Annotated in this window: 13 protein-coding genes; 7 read left to right on the forward strand and 6 right to left on the reverse strand. The window is 57.1% G+C overall.

Annotation, left to right across the window (positions count from 1 at the left end):
• Positions 1-443: 443 nt before the first annotated feature.
• The 5 genes from MNU25_RS04750 to MNU25_RS04770 form a co-directional block, all read right to left on the reverse strand.
• On the reverse strand, positions 444-1,469 hold the full coding sequence (locus MNU25_RS04750; protein WP_240984015.1) for a glycosyltransferase family 4 protein: 1,026 nt from the start codon (positions 1,467-1,469) through the stop codon (positions 444-446).
• A gap of 16 nt (positions 1,470-1,485) precedes the next feature.
• Complete coding sequence (locus tag MNU25_RS04755) at positions 1,486-2,436, reverse strand: CgeB family protein (RefSeq protein ID WP_240984016.1); 951 nt, start codon at positions 2,434-2,436, stop codon at positions 1,486-1,488.
• Between the two features lie 220 nt (positions 2,437-2,656).
• Positions 2,657-4,648 carry a coiled-coil domain-containing protein gene (locus tag MNU25_RS04760; protein WP_240984017.1) on the reverse strand — a complete coding sequence of 664 codons (1,992 nt, stop codon included), beginning with the start codon at positions 4,646-4,648 and terminating at the stop codon, positions 2,657-2,659.
• 225 nt (positions 4,649-4,873) lie between these two features.
• A complete protein-coding gene (locus MNU25_RS04765; protein WP_240984018.1) occupies positions 4,874-6,424 on the reverse strand; it encodes a YncE family protein in 1,551 nt (516 codons plus the stop codon).
• 103 nt (positions 6,425-6,527) lie between these two features.
• Entirely contained in the window at positions 6,528-7,523 is a 996-nt protein-coding gene (locus MNU25_RS04770) for a glycosyltransferase family protein (protein ID WP_240984019.1), read from the reverse strand.
• Positions 7,524-7,735: 212 nt separating this feature from the next.
• Between MNU25_RS04770 and MNU25_RS04775 the strand changes: the two genes are divergently transcribed.
• Positions 7,736-8,881: a glycosyltransferase family 4 protein gene (locus MNU25_RS04775; RefSeq protein ID WP_240984020.1), complete on the forward strand. Its 1,146-nt coding sequence runs from the start codon at positions 7,736-7,738 to the stop codon at positions 8,879-8,881.
• A 313-nt stretch (positions 8,882-9,194) separates the two neighbouring features.
• On the opposite strand, the gene MNU25_RS04780 is transcribed toward MNU25_RS04775, so the two are convergent.
• The gene (locus MNU25_RS04780; RefSeq protein ID WP_240984021.1) at positions 9,195-10,181 is read right to left on the reverse strand and encodes a glycosyltransferase family 4 protein; all 987 of its coding nucleotides are present in this window, start codon (positions 10,179-10,181) and stop codon (positions 9,195-9,197) included.
• A 161-nt stretch (positions 10,182-10,342) separates the two neighbouring features.
• Here MNU25_RS04780 and MNU25_RS04785 point away from each other — a divergent pair, with 161 nt between their 5' ends.
• The 6 genes from MNU25_RS04785 to wecB all read left to right on the forward strand — a co-directional run bounded on the left by MNU25_RS04785 (position 10,343) and on the right by wecB (position 16,906).
• On the forward strand, positions 10,343-11,332 hold the full coding sequence (locus MNU25_RS04785; protein ID WP_240984022.1) for an SDR family NAD(P)-dependent oxidoreductase: 990 nt from the start codon (positions 10,343-10,345) through the stop codon (positions 11,330-11,332).
• Positions 11,333-12,091: 759 nt separating this feature from the next.
• On the forward strand, positions 12,092-12,883 hold the full coding sequence (locus MNU25_RS04790) for a sugar phosphate nucleotidyltransferase (protein WP_240984023.1): 792 nt from the start codon (positions 12,092-12,094) through the stop codon (positions 12,881-12,883).
• A gap of 75 nt (positions 12,884-12,958) precedes the next feature.
• Positions 12,959-13,663 carry a glycosyltransferase gene (locus MNU25_RS04795; protein ID WP_240984024.1) on the forward strand — a complete coding sequence of 235 codons (705 nt, stop codon included), beginning with the start codon at positions 12,959-12,961 and terminating at the stop codon, positions 13,661-13,663.
• 48 nt (positions 13,664-13,711) lie between these two features.
• Positions 13,712-14,638, forward strand: coding sequence for a dTDP-4-dehydrorhamnose reductase family protein (locus tag MNU25_RS04800; protein WP_240984025.1), 927 nt, complete (start codon positions 13,712-13,714; stop codon positions 14,636-14,638).
• Complete coding sequence (locus MNU25_RS04805; RefSeq protein ID WP_240984026.1) at positions 14,625-15,821, forward strand: polysaccharide biosynthesis protein; 1,197 nt, start codon at positions 14,625-14,627, stop codon at positions 15,819-15,821. The genes MNU25_RS04800 and MNU25_RS04805 overlap by 14 nt, the downstream gene beginning before the upstream one ends.
• Complete coding sequence (gene wecB, locus MNU25_RS04810) at positions 15,818-16,906, forward strand: non-hydrolyzing UDP-N-acetylglucosamine 2-epimerase (RefSeq protein WP_240984027.1); 1,089 nt, start codon at positions 15,818-15,820, stop codon at positions 16,904-16,906. The genes MNU25_RS04805 and wecB overlap by 4 nt, the downstream gene beginning before the upstream one ends.
• The last annotated feature ends 194 nt before the right edge of the window (positions 16,907-17,100 follow it).

A 17,100-nucleotide genomic window follows, 5' to 3' on the forward strand; every position in this document is an offset into this window, starting at 1 on the left:
TGCCTGCGGCGATAGTCATCCTCAGCCGTCGGGTCATCCTGTGATAGCGTGCGGCTTCGGCGATAGTCATCCTCAGCCGTCGGGTTATCCTGTGATAGCGTGCGGCTTCGGCGATAGTCATCCTCAGCCGTCGGGTTATCCTGTGATAGCGTGCGGCTTCGGCGATAGTCATCCTCAGCCGTTGGGTCATCCTGTGATAGCGTGCGGCTTCGGCGATAGTCATCCTCAGCCGTTGGGTCATCCTGTGATAGCGTGCGGCTTCGGCGATAGTCTCCACCGGAGACTATCGTCACCGGAGACTATCGTCACCGGAGACTATCGTCACCGGAGACTATCGTCACCGGAGACTATCGTCACCGGAGACTATCGTCACTGGAGACTATCGTCACTGGAGACTATCGCCACTGGAGACTATCGTGAAACTCAGCTTAAGCTCAACGAGTTCACTTGGTGTGGGTAGCTGGGGGGATGTTTCCCCCGAGCAAATCCTCATATGCCTCCAGGGTGAGGCGGGCAATGCGGGACCAGGGGTAGTTGGCGCGGACATGGTCTGTCAGAGGTAAGGGGGCGTGATCCATGGCTGCCCTTATCCCCCTATTTAAACTTTCGTTCTCTTGCGGCCGGACATAGACGGCCAGATCCCGGAAGTATTCCCGGGGACTGCCTTGGTCGGTGCTTAAAACGGCGGCCCCGCAGGCGGCAGCTTCCAAACTGGAAAGCCCGGGCGTCTCGAACCAGCTGGGGAGGGCATGAATCCTGGCGGCGGCATAGGCGGAAGCCAGGATCTCGCCTTGCAAAGTGCCCAGATAAACGACATGGTGGAAAGACCGGACCAGGTTAAAGTACTTGCGATCATTGACCGGTCCCGCCAGTACCAGGGTCAGGCCGAGGCTTTGGCAGGCCTGCGCCAGACCCAGTTGGTTTTTGCGCGGGGAAATACGGGCCGCGCAAAGGACAAACTCGTGCGGCAAGGCGGGAAAACGCCGGCGAAAAGGCTCGGGGCCAATGGCCGGAAAGGTGTCGGGAAAGCCGTTGGGGACAACCCGGCAGGGCGCATGGCCGCTAAAAGAGGCTGCCAGGTTGTCCCTTTCCATAGCACTGTTCGGCAGGAGCAAATCACAGCCGCGCACTACCCGGGAACGCATAGGTTGGTTTAAGTTCCAAACGGCTAAGTCTTGCGGCTTGGCCTCTTCTCTCTGCAGAAAACTCTCGGGATTCCAGTAAATCGGAGAGACGGCAATTTTCTTATGCTGCCTTTGGGCATTGAGAAAAAACATATAGGATTCTTTGATACGGGTGAGGTTAAAGATATGGATGAGATCGAAATCCGTGAGCAGGGCATTGGGATCGGGGGAGACGGTCACATCCACACCCAGGGCTTTTAATTCCCGCCCCGTGGAGACGGCCTGGACGGTGTCACCGGCAGGGTTGTTGAGATAGTCCGGGCGGATTTGAAACAGGACTTTCATGAGCGTTCCCCTTTCCTCAGAGGTGTTCCAACGATTTCCGTACCGACTCTACGCGCTGGGTGTAGGTGTGCAGGCGGTAGACCTCCGCCTGGCCTTGGCGGGCGATTTTCTGCCGCAGGTCCGGTCGGGCCAAATAGTAGCGCGCGAGCTCCAGTGTTTCGTCAGGGCAGCGGCTCCAGACCAGGTGCTCATGATTGCGAAAATAGCGTTCAAGAGCCAGGGAGTGGTGGGTGAGGCAAAAAGCGCCACAGCCTAAAGCTTCAAAAACGCGCATACTCATCATGGTCGGGGAATCGACGACGGAATTGATCCCCAGTACAATCCTGGCCGATGAGTAAGCGGCCGGAAGCTCGGAATAGGGGAGGTAGCCCTGATACACCCCCCCAGGAAGCCGGTAGTGATCAGAGTTTGTGAGCCACTGCTCAGTTCCGTAGACTTTTAGGGTATAGAAAGCGGGGTGGAGGGGTGTGAGGAGAATTTCGAGTCCTGTCTTACGCTCAGGGTAAGACGTATAATAATTTCCCACGAGGAGGAAGTCAGCTTCATAGCGGCAAGACGGGGCGACAGGACGGTGAAAGGACGGGTTGCAAGCAAAGTGAAAGAAGAGGGCATTCAAGCGGTGTCTTCGGTAGTGGGCTAAACACTCCTCCGCCGGAGTGAGAGTTAGGGCAGCGCCCCTGGCCAGAGGGAGGGACATGTTAAAGAAATCGGGCGGATCGTCTATGGCCCAATAAACCAAGGGCAGGCCGCGGCTTTTCAGTTCCGAGAAGAGCCGGCCGGCGACTGTTGAGATGGAGACCCCGTCGGCAAAAGCGAAGTCCGGCCGCCAGGAGAAGAGAAGGGTACGCAAACGGTCCTCCCAGTCGGGATGTCTGACCGGGAGGAAGCGGAACTCGTCGCCCGGCGCCAGACCTGAGATCAGTCCGTAAGCAATGAGGGGGGCATCGTTGAGAAAAAGGATTTTCATGGCGTTCCTTTAAGATGTGTTCCTTGATGCTGCCAGATAGCCGTCTGCAAGGCCTGCACCAAGGAGGCCGTGTTAAGGTGGTGACGTTGGGCAACCTGCTCAACGCTCAGCGTGAGATAAGCTTTGGCCCCTCAGCCGTGGACACGAACCCCGTATTTGCGAAAGACCGGAGCCGTTTCGGGATGGAAAGAGAGGAGTTCGCCGGCATTTGTTTGCGGAGTTACCTGAACCATCGTTTCCAAAATCCTTTCTCATGTGCGTCCGCTACCTGAATTTGCGCGTCTGCCACCCGCAGCTGGGCCTGGCTGATGTCTGCCATTTGGCAGGCCACCATTTGCTCCACTTCGTGGGTCATCAGCCGGATCTCCTCAACGCGTCGGCCGGTATCGAGTCGGATCTCCTGAAGCTGCTGAACGGTTTCCAGACGGAAATTTTGCAGTTCTTCCTGGAGGACTTGCCGTATCGTTTCTATCCCGCCCATAGCGGCTTGGTGGATTTTCTCCGTCTCAGCGGCAAGGCTCTGGCGGAGTTTTTCGATCTCAGCGGCGTTTGCCCGGCGAATCGCGTCCAGTCCGCCGGCGAAAGATTGGCGCATCTTTTCCCCCTCGGCGGCGAGGTTCCGGCTGAATTCTTCGCTTTCCGTGACGGAGCTCAGGCGGGCTTTTTCCGCTTCTTCGGCGATGGCTTGGCGGAGCTGTTCAATCTCAGCGGCGTTTGCCCGGCGAATCTCGTCTAAGCTTGCGGCAGAGGCTTGGCGGGTCTTCTCTGCCTCGGCCGCAAGAGCCCGGCGAAGTTCCTCGCTCTCAGCGGCGGCTGCCCGACGGGTTTTCTCCGCCTCGTCGGCAGCGGCCTGACGGATCTCGGTGCCGGCCGCCAGCCGGATGTCTTGGGCGTTTTCCCGCGCCGCGCTTCGGATCTCTTGAATTTTGGTCTCTACAGTCGCTTCCATACTTTTGATTTCCGCCCGGATTTGAACTAAATTTTCTTCCGCCCGTTCTTGGCCGTCTGCCACCCGCGACACTTCTTCGGCCAGCATTTTCGTTTCGCGGTCCGGAACCGGGGATCGGTCCGCCGGGGGTTCTCCGCTCCGGACCGCCGCCTGTACAGCCGACGGAGAAACCGGCGGCAGGGGGGCGGCGGACACCCCCGGCTGGAGTGCCCGGCGGGTCACTTCATGTGGACCGGGAGCGGGCTGGGCCAGACGGAGGCCGAGTTCCTCATAAAACAACGGGACCTTGACGGAGGAATCCTGCAAAAGCCAGGAGGAGTGATAAAAGCTTCTCCCATCCCGGCGTACGTATTCTAAGGGTCGGTGAGCGGCGGGGCGGGTGGCTGCCAGGCGCCAGGTGCCTCCGGCATTGGAAAGGAGATATTCCTGTTCTCCTTTCAGCAAGAGCCAAAGGGTTCCGTTCAACTCCAGGGCCCCGCACCCCTGCCACGGTCCTCCGACGGTGTGGATCGGCGCGGGGGCGGAAACCCAACTCCCGCCGATTTCCTGTGCTTGCGGGCGCTTGGCCCAGTGGACCTCGAAATTTTCGCCGGGGCTTTTTGTCACCCAGAAAATATGCTGGGTATTGTCCGGGGTAAGGGCGGAGGCCATGTCCACGACCTCGTTTTGCAAGGTCAAGGCTTGGACGGGGTTGCCCCAGAGGTGAAACGCGCCATGAAAACGGTTTTGCAACAGGATGGACTGGCGCCCTTGAAAAGTTAAGGCCAAGAAATGAATGTTCTGTTGGCTGTCGAGTCCGATATGGTAGAGCGGGTGGCGGGGATGGACGACTTCACCCAGTCTTACGCTTTGCCAGGCCTTGCCGTTCCAGAGACGGTGCTCGATGTACCAAAGGTCTGGGACGCTCTGATGAGAATAGGCGTAGAAGATATGTACCAATTCGCCGCGGGGCATCAGGATGAGGCGGCGGTATTTGGTCGAGCGCACATCCAGCTTGGTGAGCACCGTGGTTTGGGGCGTACCGGATTTGGGGACCACGGTGTAACATAGCTCTCCGTTTGCTTTCAAAACAGCCAAATGAACGGTTTGGGCGTTGCCGGCGCTGCCGACGGCCAAGAGGATCGGTTCGTTGAGCCGGTAAAGCGGGTGGGGATCCTCAACGCTATAGAGAAGGCAGCCTTGGGCGTTAACGGCCAGGTAAAAATGGCTTTCCTGGTAGGAGATAAAAACCGGTGTGTAGGGAATGCGATTGGCGACAATCAAAATAGACCACTTCCTTAAATTTTAACCCGTATTTGTGCCGGACGCCTGTGCCGTGTGGCGACACCATCGGAGGATAAAGATTGTCGGCGAAATCACGAAGTCCATCCTTGTTCATGAATTCGAAGCTCATGCCTCGAATATCGACTCTCGATTTTCGGGGCGGGACAGGGGAGGGCTGCCCGCAGACAGCCCTTATTTTTTCCGTTCGGGATCAAAAACGTTTGGCTAACAATTGTCGAGCTGCGGTGGGAAGAAGTCGGAGGGGAATGGGGTCAGCGTCGTGTCAAAGAAAGTGACGCACGGGTTGGACGGTCCTACCGGGAACTCCTCACAGACGGGCGGTTCCGGACAGTAGCCGAAGGCCGGGACCAGGAGTTGCACCAGGCCGGTGACCTTAGTTACGACGAAACTGCCCACTGCCAGTTCCACACAAGTCGGGGTGAAAAGCGGGCTGGCCAGAAGTTCACTGCGGGTTTCCACTCTTAGATTGAGGTCAAATTCCGGACGGGTCGGCGGGAAGTAGAGCACGATGTCTTTCGCGATGTCCGGTAAAGTGCCGGGCAGGGTAAATACTGCGCCCGTGGCATCTTTCAGAGTGAGGGTGTAGGGAATTTGCAAGGTGAATTGGACTCGGGAGAAATTGGGCCGTGAAGGGATGGGCGTGATAACGATGCTGCCGGGGAGGATGATCCCGTTGGCAAAAGTCAGACTGACAAACGTAAAGGGAGGAGTGCCTGCCGGTAAGGGGATAGTTAAGGTCGGGAAGCATTCCCGCTGCTGGCAGCTGGCGTAGACCTTTTCCACTATGATACAGACGGATTCCGTAACTTCTTCCAATTGGTACGGATCGAGCAGGTCGATGGGTTCACCCGGGGAAAGGGCCGAACCGACTCTGCCGACCGTAACTCCCCGGGGCGGGAAGGCTGTGGGCAAAGCGGCGGCGATAGTATTGGTTGCCGTGTTGATAATACTGACCGAACTGTCGCCTTCGTTGGCAACCCAGACTTGAGTGCCGTCACCCGTGACAGAGAGCCCGCGGGGGCCCGTGCCGACCGCAACCGTGGCGACAACCGTGAGAGTGGCCGTGGAAATGACGCTGACACTGTTGGAGCCGTTATTGGTGACATAGACGAAGAGCGGATTAACCGGGTTGGCGGCGATCTTCTGCGGGGATGAGCCGACAGCGATCGTGGAGAGCAGGGTGTTGGTGGTTGTGCTGAACACACTGACGTTGTTGCTGCCACTGTTGACCACGAAGAGTTTGGTGTTGTCAATACTTGTCGTCAGGCCGTTAGGCGAAGTGCCGGCGGTGAGCGTTTGTACGACGGTGTTTGTCGTCGGGTCAATGACGGAGACGTTATTGCTGCCGCTGTTGGAGACAAAAACCCGGCTGCCATCGCGGGCCACCGTCACATCGACGGGGGTGCTGCCGACGGAAATGGTACCGACTACTGTGTCGGTGGGGACAGAGATGACTGAAACAGTTCCGCTTCCAGAGTTGGTTACATAGGCTGTGGTGCTTGTGGGGTCGACGGCCACTGCAGTGGGGGCGACGCCCACGGGGATGGTGGCCAGGACCTGGTTAGTGGCGGTACAGACCACGGAGACAGTGTTCGAGCCGAAATTCGGTACCAAAACCTTGGTTCCGTCCGGCGTCAGCTTGGGAAAGTACGGTGTAACGCCCACAGGGATAGTGGCGACCAGAGAGTCGCTGTACACGTTATAGACAGCGACCGCGTCGTCGAGGGTAACCCAGGCGTGGGTCTCAAAAAGCATTTGCGTTTTCCCCCCTTTGTGAATTGAAAAGTGGTTATGGATCGCGGAACTGTCATGGTATCTTATTCGAGGGCGGATAAGGGTGTTACAGGGTGTATAAGCCCTATAAACGCATGATCTCGTCAATTATTCCCTGAATTTGGCCGGCCCGGACAGACCAGTCGTTTCTTTGGGCGAAAGCCTGCCGTTCGGCTCGTCCCGGGTCGGGTTCTGCTTGCTTGGCCAAATGTGCGAGGCGGGCGGAGAAACGCTCAACCTCGGCTTCCAGCTGAATTTTGGGTACCGCCAGAAGTTCCGGCAAGGGGGTGGCCAGAACGGGCAGACCCGCCGCGTAGTATTCATAAAGCTTAATGGGGTTGCAGCCCTTAGTCATTGCGTTCAGCTTAAAAGGAATCAGCCCGACTTTAAAATGTTGAACATAAGCGGGAAGCCGGGCATAGTCCTTGAGGCCCAGGTAACGGACGTTGGCCCCTTTCAAAGGGAAACGGGCCAAATCGAACAAAGCTCCGACAAAGACAAATTCCAGGCCGGGGTTGCGGCGGACGGAGAGTTGCAGCAGATCCCAATCCAGCCAAGGGGCTACTGCACCGCTATACCCGATGACCAGACGGCCAGGCGGCAATTCGGCGGGCCGTGGCAAGGGAGCGGAAAAATGGCTGTAATCAACACCGTTGGGGACGAGGTGAACGTGTGGATGTTGAGAAGAAAGTTTGTCAAAGATGCTTTTTGAACTGGCAAATATGAGTTGGGCCCGCCGCAGGACAGACGGGTAATAGGGTTTCCAGCCGGCGAATTCTTCCTCAGGTTCATCGACCGCGTCATAGACAGTGAGATCGGGGGCAAATTTGTCGATGAGCTCAATGTGCGAGGGGACCGTGAGCCAGAGGATGCGCGGCCGGGGATGAGGAATTTTCAGCGCCGGCAGCCCCCGGCAAAGAATAAAGCGTTCGGACAGTTTTTGGGCGCCGGGTTGGGGGAACAGACCGGGTTCTTCATATAATACGGTGTAACCCATATTGGCAAATTGTCGTAAAAGCTGCTGGGGGCGTTGAAACATCCAGTTCCAGGGAATCGAGGGAGGATAGATTATCGTGGGCATTGTGAACCTCCTTGTGAAAGTTTGGCTTCCCCGTGCTCAAGGTATGGCTGAGCTTCACTTCTCTGTGCTCAAGGTATGGCTGCTGATCCCAGCATATGATTCTCAATCCGGAAGGGAGAGCGCGGAGAGCTTCCGGCCGGGGGCGGAGCAAGCGTCAGTCTGCGAAGGGAAGTCTGTTCCGGACCCCCCGGGAGCCAAGAGGGAGGCTGCGTATGAAAGTTTTGTACCTGACCAACGAATATGCGGGGGAGCGGTTCGGCGGGGCCGGCAGCAGCGTAACCGGGATGGTCCGAATGTTTTGGGATCAGGGGGTGAGGCCGACGGTGGTGGCTCCGCAGAGCGGTCGAGTGACGGCCGGATGGGAGATGCTGCCGGAAGGCCTGAAAATTCTTTGGTTACCGCGTCAGGAGCGTTATTTTGGCAATTTGGGTCTCATTGACGCTTTTAGCGTTTTGGGGGAATTTCCCGAACTGAGAGAGGGATGGGATCTGATCCATATTCACGCGGTCAATTTTGCCCCCTTGGCTTACGCGGTGGCCAAGAACCGGGTGCCTCTCCTTTACTCGGTGCCCTCCCTTCTAAGGGTGGAGTTGGCGAACGATCCGGCCCCTGAACTGCAGGCCCAATTCGAGGTGCAGGAGGAACTTTTGGCCCGGGCTGCTCTGATTCACCTCGTCAGCTACAATGAGCGGCAGCATTTGGAGCGCCGTTTTCCCTGGCTGCGAGTGCGCACGGCAGTGGTCTCCCTGGGCATTGTGTCCCGGGAGGTTTGCTGGCAGGGGGGAAGAGGGAATAGTTTGCTTTATGTCGGCCGCTTAATTGAGTATAAAGGAATCGAGGATCTCCTCAAGGCGTTGATCCTCGTTTGGCAGGAGAGACCCGGAGTCACATTGGAAGTCGTGGGCAGGGGAAGTGCCGAATATGAACAGCGGCTGAAAACGCTCATCCCTTGGCCGGCTCGGGTGCGCTTTCAGGGCTGGGAAGAGAGTCAGGACCGGATAGCGGAGCGGATGGCCCGCTCATCCTTGCTGGTCGTCCCCAGCCGTCGGGAGTCTTTCGGCCTCGTTGCTTTGGAGGGGATGGCGGTAGGCGTTCCGCTCATCACTTCCGACGCGGGGGCTCTGAAAGAACTCGCCTCTCCCTCCTGTGCGCTCACTTTTGCCGCCGGCAAGGTGGAGGCTCTGGCCGCAGTTATCGTGAAAGCCCTGACGAACCCGGAATTGATGCGGTTTTTGGCGCAAAATGCCGCCAAGCGGGCCGCCGCGTTGACCTGGACGGAGCTTGCCCCGCAATATCTGGACCTCTATGCCAGGGCGATCGGGTCTAACCGAGGCCGCGGAACTGCCGCACCGCGGTAGTAGGCTGATCGAGCCAGAGGAGTAAGCCGGCCGCAGGCAAGGACTTAAAGGAGAGCGGGACCCCGGGCTTCTTTCCCCCTGAGGGTTAAACCGGAAGCGACGGACGCAGGAGTCTCCTGCGTCGCCCGCTCCGAGCTATATCCCGCTGCTGCCGCCTTTAAAGCGGGAGGGCGGATGAAGAAGCCCCGGGATCGGCCGGGACCCGGAGGCTTCGGAAGATTTTGTCGGGCCGGCAGCCCGTCTCAAAGCGCGGATGTCCTGCGTTAACTAGGGCGGCGGAAGGTTTTGTCCGGCCGGCAGGGGAAATCTTCTGTCAGAGGGAAAGGAGGAAACGTTCGACTTCTGCCGCTGTTCTTTGCCAGCTCCACGCTTGGGCTTGCAAATACCCGTTGCGGGCCAGGTGCTCCCGCTGAGCGTCGTCGCTCAGAAGTTCATAAATGGCTTCGGTCAGTTGACCGATGTCGCTTGGGGGCACGACCCGGCAGTTCTCCCCGGAGCGGGCGTAATCCCGGGTACCGCCGCAATCCGTGGTGACCACGGCTGTCCCGCAAGCCATCGCTTCCAAGGGAGGAAGACCGAAAGCTTCATAATACGAGGTATAGACGAAAAGGTCGGCCTCGCCGTAAAGCCGGGCCAGATGCTCGTCGGTCGGCGCCTTTTTGATCGCGCAAGGAATGGAGCCGGTGAAGGTAAGGCCCTCAGGTGCCACGGCCGTGATATCGAAGCCGGAAAATCTCGCCCTTAGACGTTCGTAGGCTTGAAAGAAGTCTTCGTTTCCCTTCCAGGTATACCCGGGGCCGCGCAGGATGTAGAAAATTGTCTTGCGCCCGCTTTGCCGGGATGGTTTGGGGCAGGGATGAAAGACAGAGCCATCCACCCCCCCGTGGATGACCGTACTGTCGCGGCCGGTCTCTTGTAAAATGATCTCATGCTGCCACTCTGAAATTGTGAGGATGGGAGCGTCGATGGAATAAGTGTTTTTGGAGAGATCGGCCACATCTGTCAGGATTAAGGGTTCATAGACCAGACTGAGGCGGACAACCCGCCCTTTTTTTGCTTGCCAGGCGGGCATGACGGTCGGGTAAAAATTGGGCAGGATGAAGTCGCCGGGTGGAAGGAAGTCGGCCGCCAATTCCGGCACCCGCCGCACCTTGGCCCGGAGGGGCCAAACGATGACCGCGCTTTGGGGAATCACGATTTCCACATTGTGTCCTCTGTCGGCGAGGCCATTTGCCAACTCATACAAGAAGCGGGCTCCCCCCCCGGTTTCCAGACTGAGCACCGGAATGATAATTTTCATTAATTATTCCCCCCGAAAATATCCTTTTTATACAGCCTATGTCACCCACCCCGGCAATGTAGACAGAGTGACCGATCAAGCCCCCAGTCCATAGAATATAGTGGTCAACCCCAAATGGAGTATTTTGCCGTTTAAGACGGAGCGAGGAAGGATGTGAGGATATGGATTGGGGAAAGAAACGGATTCTGGTTACGGGTGCCGGCGGTTTTATCGGCAGCCACCTGAGCGAAACCCTGACGAAGGCCGGGGCTGAAGTGCGGGCCTTTGTTCGTTATAATTCCGCCAATGGCCGGGGGAATCTGGCGGATCTTGATAACTCTTTGCTGAGAGAGATTGAGATAGTGGCTGGGGATCTGCGTGACGCCGAGGCTGTCGCCAGGGCTGTGAGCGGCTGCGATCTTGTTTTTCACTTGGCGGCGTTGGTGGGCATTCCCTATTCCTTTCGTAACCCCCGGGAGGTCGTTGAAACCAACATTATGGGTACCTTGAATGTGCTTACTGCTGCCCGCGACCATCAGGTCAGCCGCCTTATCCACACTTCTACCAGCGAAGTGTACGGTTCGGCTCGCTATGTTCCGATGGACGAGGCTCATCCCTTACAAGGGCAGTCGCCGTACGCCGCCAGCAAGATTGGCGCCGACAAGCTGGCGGAAAGTTTTTACGACACCTACGAACTGCCGGTGGTCACCGTCAGGCCCTTTAATAGCTATGGGCCCCGGCAATCCGCCAGAGCTGTCATACCCACCATCATCACTCAGGCCCTGGCAGGTTTGGAAATCCGCCTGGGCAGTGTGGATACCAAGCGGGATTTCACGTTCGTTTCGGATACGGTGGCGGGTTTTATGAAGGCCGCCCAGGCGGAGGAAGCGCTGGGACGGGTGATCAATATCGGGTCCGGACGGGAAGTCGCCATCGGGGAATTGGCGCAAAGGGTGGTTGCCGCAATCGCCGGTTCCGGTCCGGTGGTGCACGACGAGATGCGGCTGCGTCCGGGCCGGAGTGAAGTGAATCGTCTTGTGGCGGATAACCGCCTGGCCAAGGAACTGCTGGCGTGGGAGCCGCAAGTCGGGCTGGACGAAGGAATAAGGCGTACGACGGCCTGGATCATGGCTCATTTTGAGCGCTATGAGCAGGGCAAGTACCAAATCTAGCCGGCGGGGCCGGGATATTCAACAGGCGAGGGTACGGTACCCGTCTTCGGATGGACACCAAGTTTTCGGATGGACACCAAGTTTTCGGATGGACACCAAGTTTTCGGATGTACACCAAGTCTTCGGATGTACACCAAGTCTTCGGATGTACACCAAGTCTTCGGATGTACACCAAGTTTTCGGATGTACACCAAGTTTTCGGATGTACACCAAGTTTTCGGATGTACACCAAGTTTTCGGATGTACACCAAGTTTTCGGATGTACACCAAGTTTTCGGATGTACACCAAGTTTTCGGATGTACACCAAGTTTTCGGATGTACACCAAGTTTTCGGATGGACACCAAGTTTTCGGATGGACACCAAGTTTTCGGATGGACACCAAGTTTTCGGATGGACACCAAGTTTTCGGATGGACACCAAGTTTTCGGATGGACACCAAGTCTTCGGATGGACACCAAGTCTTCGGATGGACACCAAGTTTCGGATGGACACCAAGTTTTCGGATGGACACCAAGTTTTCGGATGGACACCAAGTTTTCGGATGGACACCAAGTTTTCGGATGGACACCAAGTTTTCGGATGGACACCAAGTTTTCGGATGGACACCAAGTCTTCGGATGGACACCAAGTCTTCGGATGTACACCAAGTCTTCGGATGGACACCAAGTCTTCGGATGGACACCAAGTCTTCGGATGGACACCGAGTTTTCGGATGGACACCGAGTCTTCGGATGGACTCGAGGGGAGGGAAGATTCCATGCAGGCCGTTATCTTAGCCGGCGGGCGCGGTCAACGCCTTGATCCGTTTTCCAGGGTGCTGCCCAAACCGCTGTTTCCCTTGGGTGACGAGGCCATGGCAGCTATCTTGGTTAAGCAGCTCAAAAAAGCCGGTGCCGTTGAAATTATTATGTCTCTCGGTTACTTGGCCGATCTTGTGATGGCCTATTTTCAAGATGGCAGCCGGTTTGGCCTGCCCATCCGCTATGTGGTCGAAAGCAAACCCCTGGGAACGGCTGGCCCCCTGAAAACGGTCACCGGCCTGGCGGATGATTTTCTGGTGGTTAATGCGGACGAACTGACGAATCTGGATTTCGGGAAAATGTTAGAAGACCACTGCCGCTCCCAAGCTGACATGACGGTTGCGGTGCAAAAAAAGAGTGCGGCTGCCGCCTTTGGCATGTTGGAAATCGATGCCGGGCGGGTTACCGCGTATAAGGAAAAACCTGCTTTCGATTATTGGGCCAGCATGGGGATCTACGCTTTGAACCGACGCTGCCTTGCTTTGATTCCCCCGGGCGACCGGTTTGACATGCCGGAGCTCGTGCGGCTGCTAACAGAACGGCAAGGGAGGGTTATGAGCTACGAGAGCCGGGATCTCTGGTACGATATCGGGACCCTTCCGGATTTAGCCAGTGCCCGTCGGGCTCTCACCCGGCTTAACGTGCCGGAAACACCGTTTCCGGCGACCGTCGGTGCGGAAGAGGAATCTGGGCAAGAAGCAGTCACACGTCTTACGAAGGTACCCGGGACGTATCCCGCCCAGGTTTGAGTTGAGCCCCTGCCGGCGGTGGAAGCAGGGTCCTGTGTTTTTCGCCCGGCGGCTGTTTTTTGAGGGAGGACCGCTATGCTTATGCCGAAGGTCAGTGTGCTGATCCCCACGTACAATTACGCCCGCTACTTGGGTGCCGCCCTGGGAAGCGTCCTTGACCAATCTTATCCTAATCTGGAGATCATTGTAGTGGACGATGGGTCGACCGACAATACGCGGGAGATTCTGAGACCGTGGGGTGCCAGGATTCGCTATATTTATGAAGAAAACGGCGGCACAGCCCGAGCTTTAAACACAGGTCTGGCGGCGGCTGGGGGAAAATACGTCTGCTGGCTCAGCTCGGATGATGTCTTTTATTCCGATAAGGTCGCTAAACAGGTGCAGCTAATGGAAAGCCGACCCGAGTTCGGCTTTAGTTATACCAGTTTTTGCGTCATTGATGCCAAAGGAGAACGGCAATACGATGTCCGGTCCCCCTATTATCCGGAGCGCCCCGATATGGTCCGGAACCTGATCCAAGGCTGTTTTATTAACGGTTCCACGGTGATCATCAGACGGACGGCTCTGGAACGGACTGGGTTTTTTGATGAAGCGATGGGTACGGCCCACGACTATGATTTGTGGTTTCGGCTTTTGCGTCATTTTGACTGCGGAGCTCTGGACGAAATTCTGTCGGGCTACCGCTGGCACGGAGAAAACGGAAGCAGGTGCGTGCGGCCGGAATTTCTGCTTCCCGTCCTGGCTCGGGCCCGGGCGCTCTTTCCGGACTGGCTGTCTTGAGAAAGACCCGGACAGGATGAAACGGCTCACGGGGGTGGGAGGAAGAGGATGGAAAAGACTAGAGTATTGATCCTTGGAGCGAGTGGGATGCTGGGGCACAAGCTGTTCCAGCACCTGAGCCGAAACAGCGGCTATTCTGTTTATGCAGCGGTCCGTTCACGGTCCGACTTAGCGGGTTTTCTGCCGGAAGATATACCGGAGCGGATTTGGGACAAGGTGGATGCCAATGTGATGGACAGTGTGGTGGGGGTCTTGGCCAGGGTCAGGCCGGATATCGTGATAAACGCGGCGGGCATCGTCAAACAATCTTCCGCGGCGGGTGATCCCCTGGCCGTTATCCCGATCAACGCGCTCTTTCCTCACCGGCTGGCCGAAGTTTGCCTGGCGGTGGGAGCCAGGATGATCCAGATCAGTACGGATTGTGTCTTCGACGGCAAGGCGGGGAATTACTCGGAAAGCGATCTTCCCAGTCCCCCAGATCTGTATGGAAGAAGCAAACTTTTGGGCGAGGTGGTTTACCCGCATTGCCTTACCCTCAGGACTTCGATCATCGGTCACGAATTGCGGGGGCATTTGGGCTTGCTGGATTGGTTCCTGGGCCAAGAGGAGAAAGTTTCCGGTTTTACCCGGGCTGTGTATTCAGGCTTAACCACGCCGGAGATGGCCCGAGTGATCGGGGATTATGTCATACCTCAGCTGGACCGGTTGCGGGGTCTCTATCACCTTTCGGCTGCGCCGATTAGCAAATACGACCTGCTGCGGCTGATAGCCGCTCGTTACCGGAAGGATATCGTCATCGAAGCGGATGGAAGTGTCGTGACGGACAAGAGTCTGAATTCCGGGAGGTTCTGTTCCCTGACGGGGTACCGTCCGCCCGCTTGGCCGGAACTTGTGGTTCGTCTGTATGAGGATTTTTGCCAATCACCCTATCGTTTCAATAGTGGCAGCGGGGGGCAAGAGAATGAAAGTATTTGAGAACAAGACTGTCGTTATTACAGGGGGGACAGGGTCTTTAGGCAAGGTGCTGGCCGAGCGCCTTTTAAGCCAAACGGCCGGAAGGCCGAAAAAGATCATCATATTTTCTCGGGATGAGGCTAAACAACAGGCTCTGCGCACGGCCTACTGGGCGGAGGGCCGTGGCCCCGATCAAGCAGGCAAGGGATCCGAGCCCAGAAGCAGAGGCTCGGAGTCGGCGGGGATAGGGTTAGGGTCCGCCGGTAAGGGATCAGACTCTGTGGGTAAGAAACCAGACCTCCCGGACAGGGGATTAGTGCCCACGGCTGGGGGACCGGAACCCCAACTTGAATTCCGCATCGGTGACGTCCGGGATTACCATGCGGTCTGTTCCGTGCTTGCCCAAGCGGATATTGTCGTGAACGCGGCCGCTCTCAAGCAGGTCCCCTCTTGCGAGTATTTTCCTTTTGAAGCGGTTCAGACCAACATTATAGGAGCTGAAAACATTATTCGGGCTATTCGTGAGAATAGTCTTAAAGTGGAGACGGTCGTCGGGGTATCTACGGATAAGGCCTGTAAGCCGGTTAATGCTATGGGGATCTCCAAGGCTATGCAGGAGCGCATTTTCATTGCGGCTAACCTTGCCTTGCCCGCAACCCGGTTCGTTTGTGTACGCTATGGCAATGTCTTGGCGTCCAGGGGATCGGTCATTCCTCTTTTTCACGAACAGATCAGCCGCGGCGGTCCCGTAACCTTGACGACTCGGGAAATGACTCGCTTTTTGCTCCCTCTGACACGGGCTGTGGATACCATCGAGGCTGTCATTGCTCAAGGCAGGCGGGGTGAGATTTTTGTCCCCGCGATTCTCTCCGCCCGCATGGCCGATGTGGCCCAAGCTCTCATCGGCGATAAGAAGATTAGCGTCATTGTGACGGGTATTCGGCCCGGGGAAAAGATCCATGAGATTTTAGTCTCCGAGGAGGAGGCAGCGAGAACCTATCAACGGGGGGATCACTATGCGATCACGTCGATGCTGCCCGAACTGGGGACGGAGGAGCCGGGGTCGCCGGTTCTCGGCCAAGAATACAGTTCGAAAGATTACTTGATGACTGCGGAAGAGACAAGAGAGCTTTTGCAAAAACATGGGCTGCTCGCCCTGCCGGAGGGTTTTAATCGGGGGCAGGAAAGTGAGATGCTGAGATGAAAGTGCTCACTGTGTTCGGGACCCGGCCCGAGATCATTCGCCTGAGCCGGGTTATCCCGTTGCTGGATGGATTGTGCCGGCATGTCCTTGTGCACACGGGACAGAATTTCGAGGCGCGATTGAGTGCGATTTTTTTTGAGGAACTGGGCTTGCGCGCTCCCGATTATGTGTTAAAAGGTCAGGCAGACAGTCCCATGGGGCAGGTAGGCCTGATATTGTCCGGGATTGAAAAGGTATTGCAAACGGAACAGCCCGACCGTGTTCTCATTCTGGGGGATACCAACAGCGCCTTGGCTGCTGTTGCCGCCAAGCGCCAGGGGATTCCGGTCTATCATATGGAGGCCGGTAACCGCTGTTTTGACGACAGGGTGCCCGAAGAAGTGAATCGCCGTCTGGTGGACCATTGCAGCGATATCCTTTTGCCCTACACCGAACGCAGCCGGGCTAACCTTTTGCGGGAAGGGATCGAGGGGCAGCGCATTTTTGTGACAGGCAATCCGATTTTGGAAGTTTTGACTTATTATGCGGAGGGGATCCGGCAAAGCCGGGTCTTGGAACGATTGGGACTGGATCCGAGCCGCTATATGCTGGTCACCTTGCACAGGGCGGAAAATGTGGACGACCCGGTGCGGCTGGCTCGTTATTTGGCGGCTCTGGAACAAGTGTACGACAAGTTTAAACTGCCGCTTATTTGCAGTCTGCATCCCCACACCCGTTCTCAACTGGCTAAGCAAAACAAGACCCTGGGAGGCAGCGGCGTCATCGTTTTGGAGCCGCTCGGGCTCTTCGACTTTGTCCATCTTGAGAAGAACGCGCGCTGTGTGCTCAGTGACAGCGGCACGGTCCAGGAGGAGTGCAGCATTTTCCGGATCCCCAATGTGACCTTGCGTGACGTGACGGAACGACCGGAGACCATTGAGGCGGGAAGTAACCTGATCGCCGGGAGTTTGCCCGCCTCGATCGTTCGGGCAGTAGAGACCGTACTCAGCGGGGAATGTACCTGGCAACCGCCGCCCGAGTACCTGGTTCCCGAAGTCAGCACAAAAGTTACCCGCATATTGCTCGGCTGCCACGGGCATCCCTGACCTTTCGGCCTGCGCAGCTGCTCTCCGGGTGACTCCGTGTGATTTCCGGCGACCGGGGTCTGATAGCGTTGGCACGGACACAGTAGTCCACCGGAGGGCTTCTTTCTCAGCATATGCCTCTTCTTCCGCGCGCGGGCAGTACCGGCGGTTGACGAATACTGTTCAGCGGATTGTTTCGTACTGTAACGCCGCAG

It is taken from the genome of Acididesulfobacillus acetoxydans (genome assembly GCF_902729405.1).
Taxonomy (GTDB): domain Bacteria; phylum Bacillota; class Desulfitobacteriia; order Desulfitobacteriales; family Desulfitobacteriaceae; genus Acididesulfobacillus; species Acididesulfobacillus acetoxydans.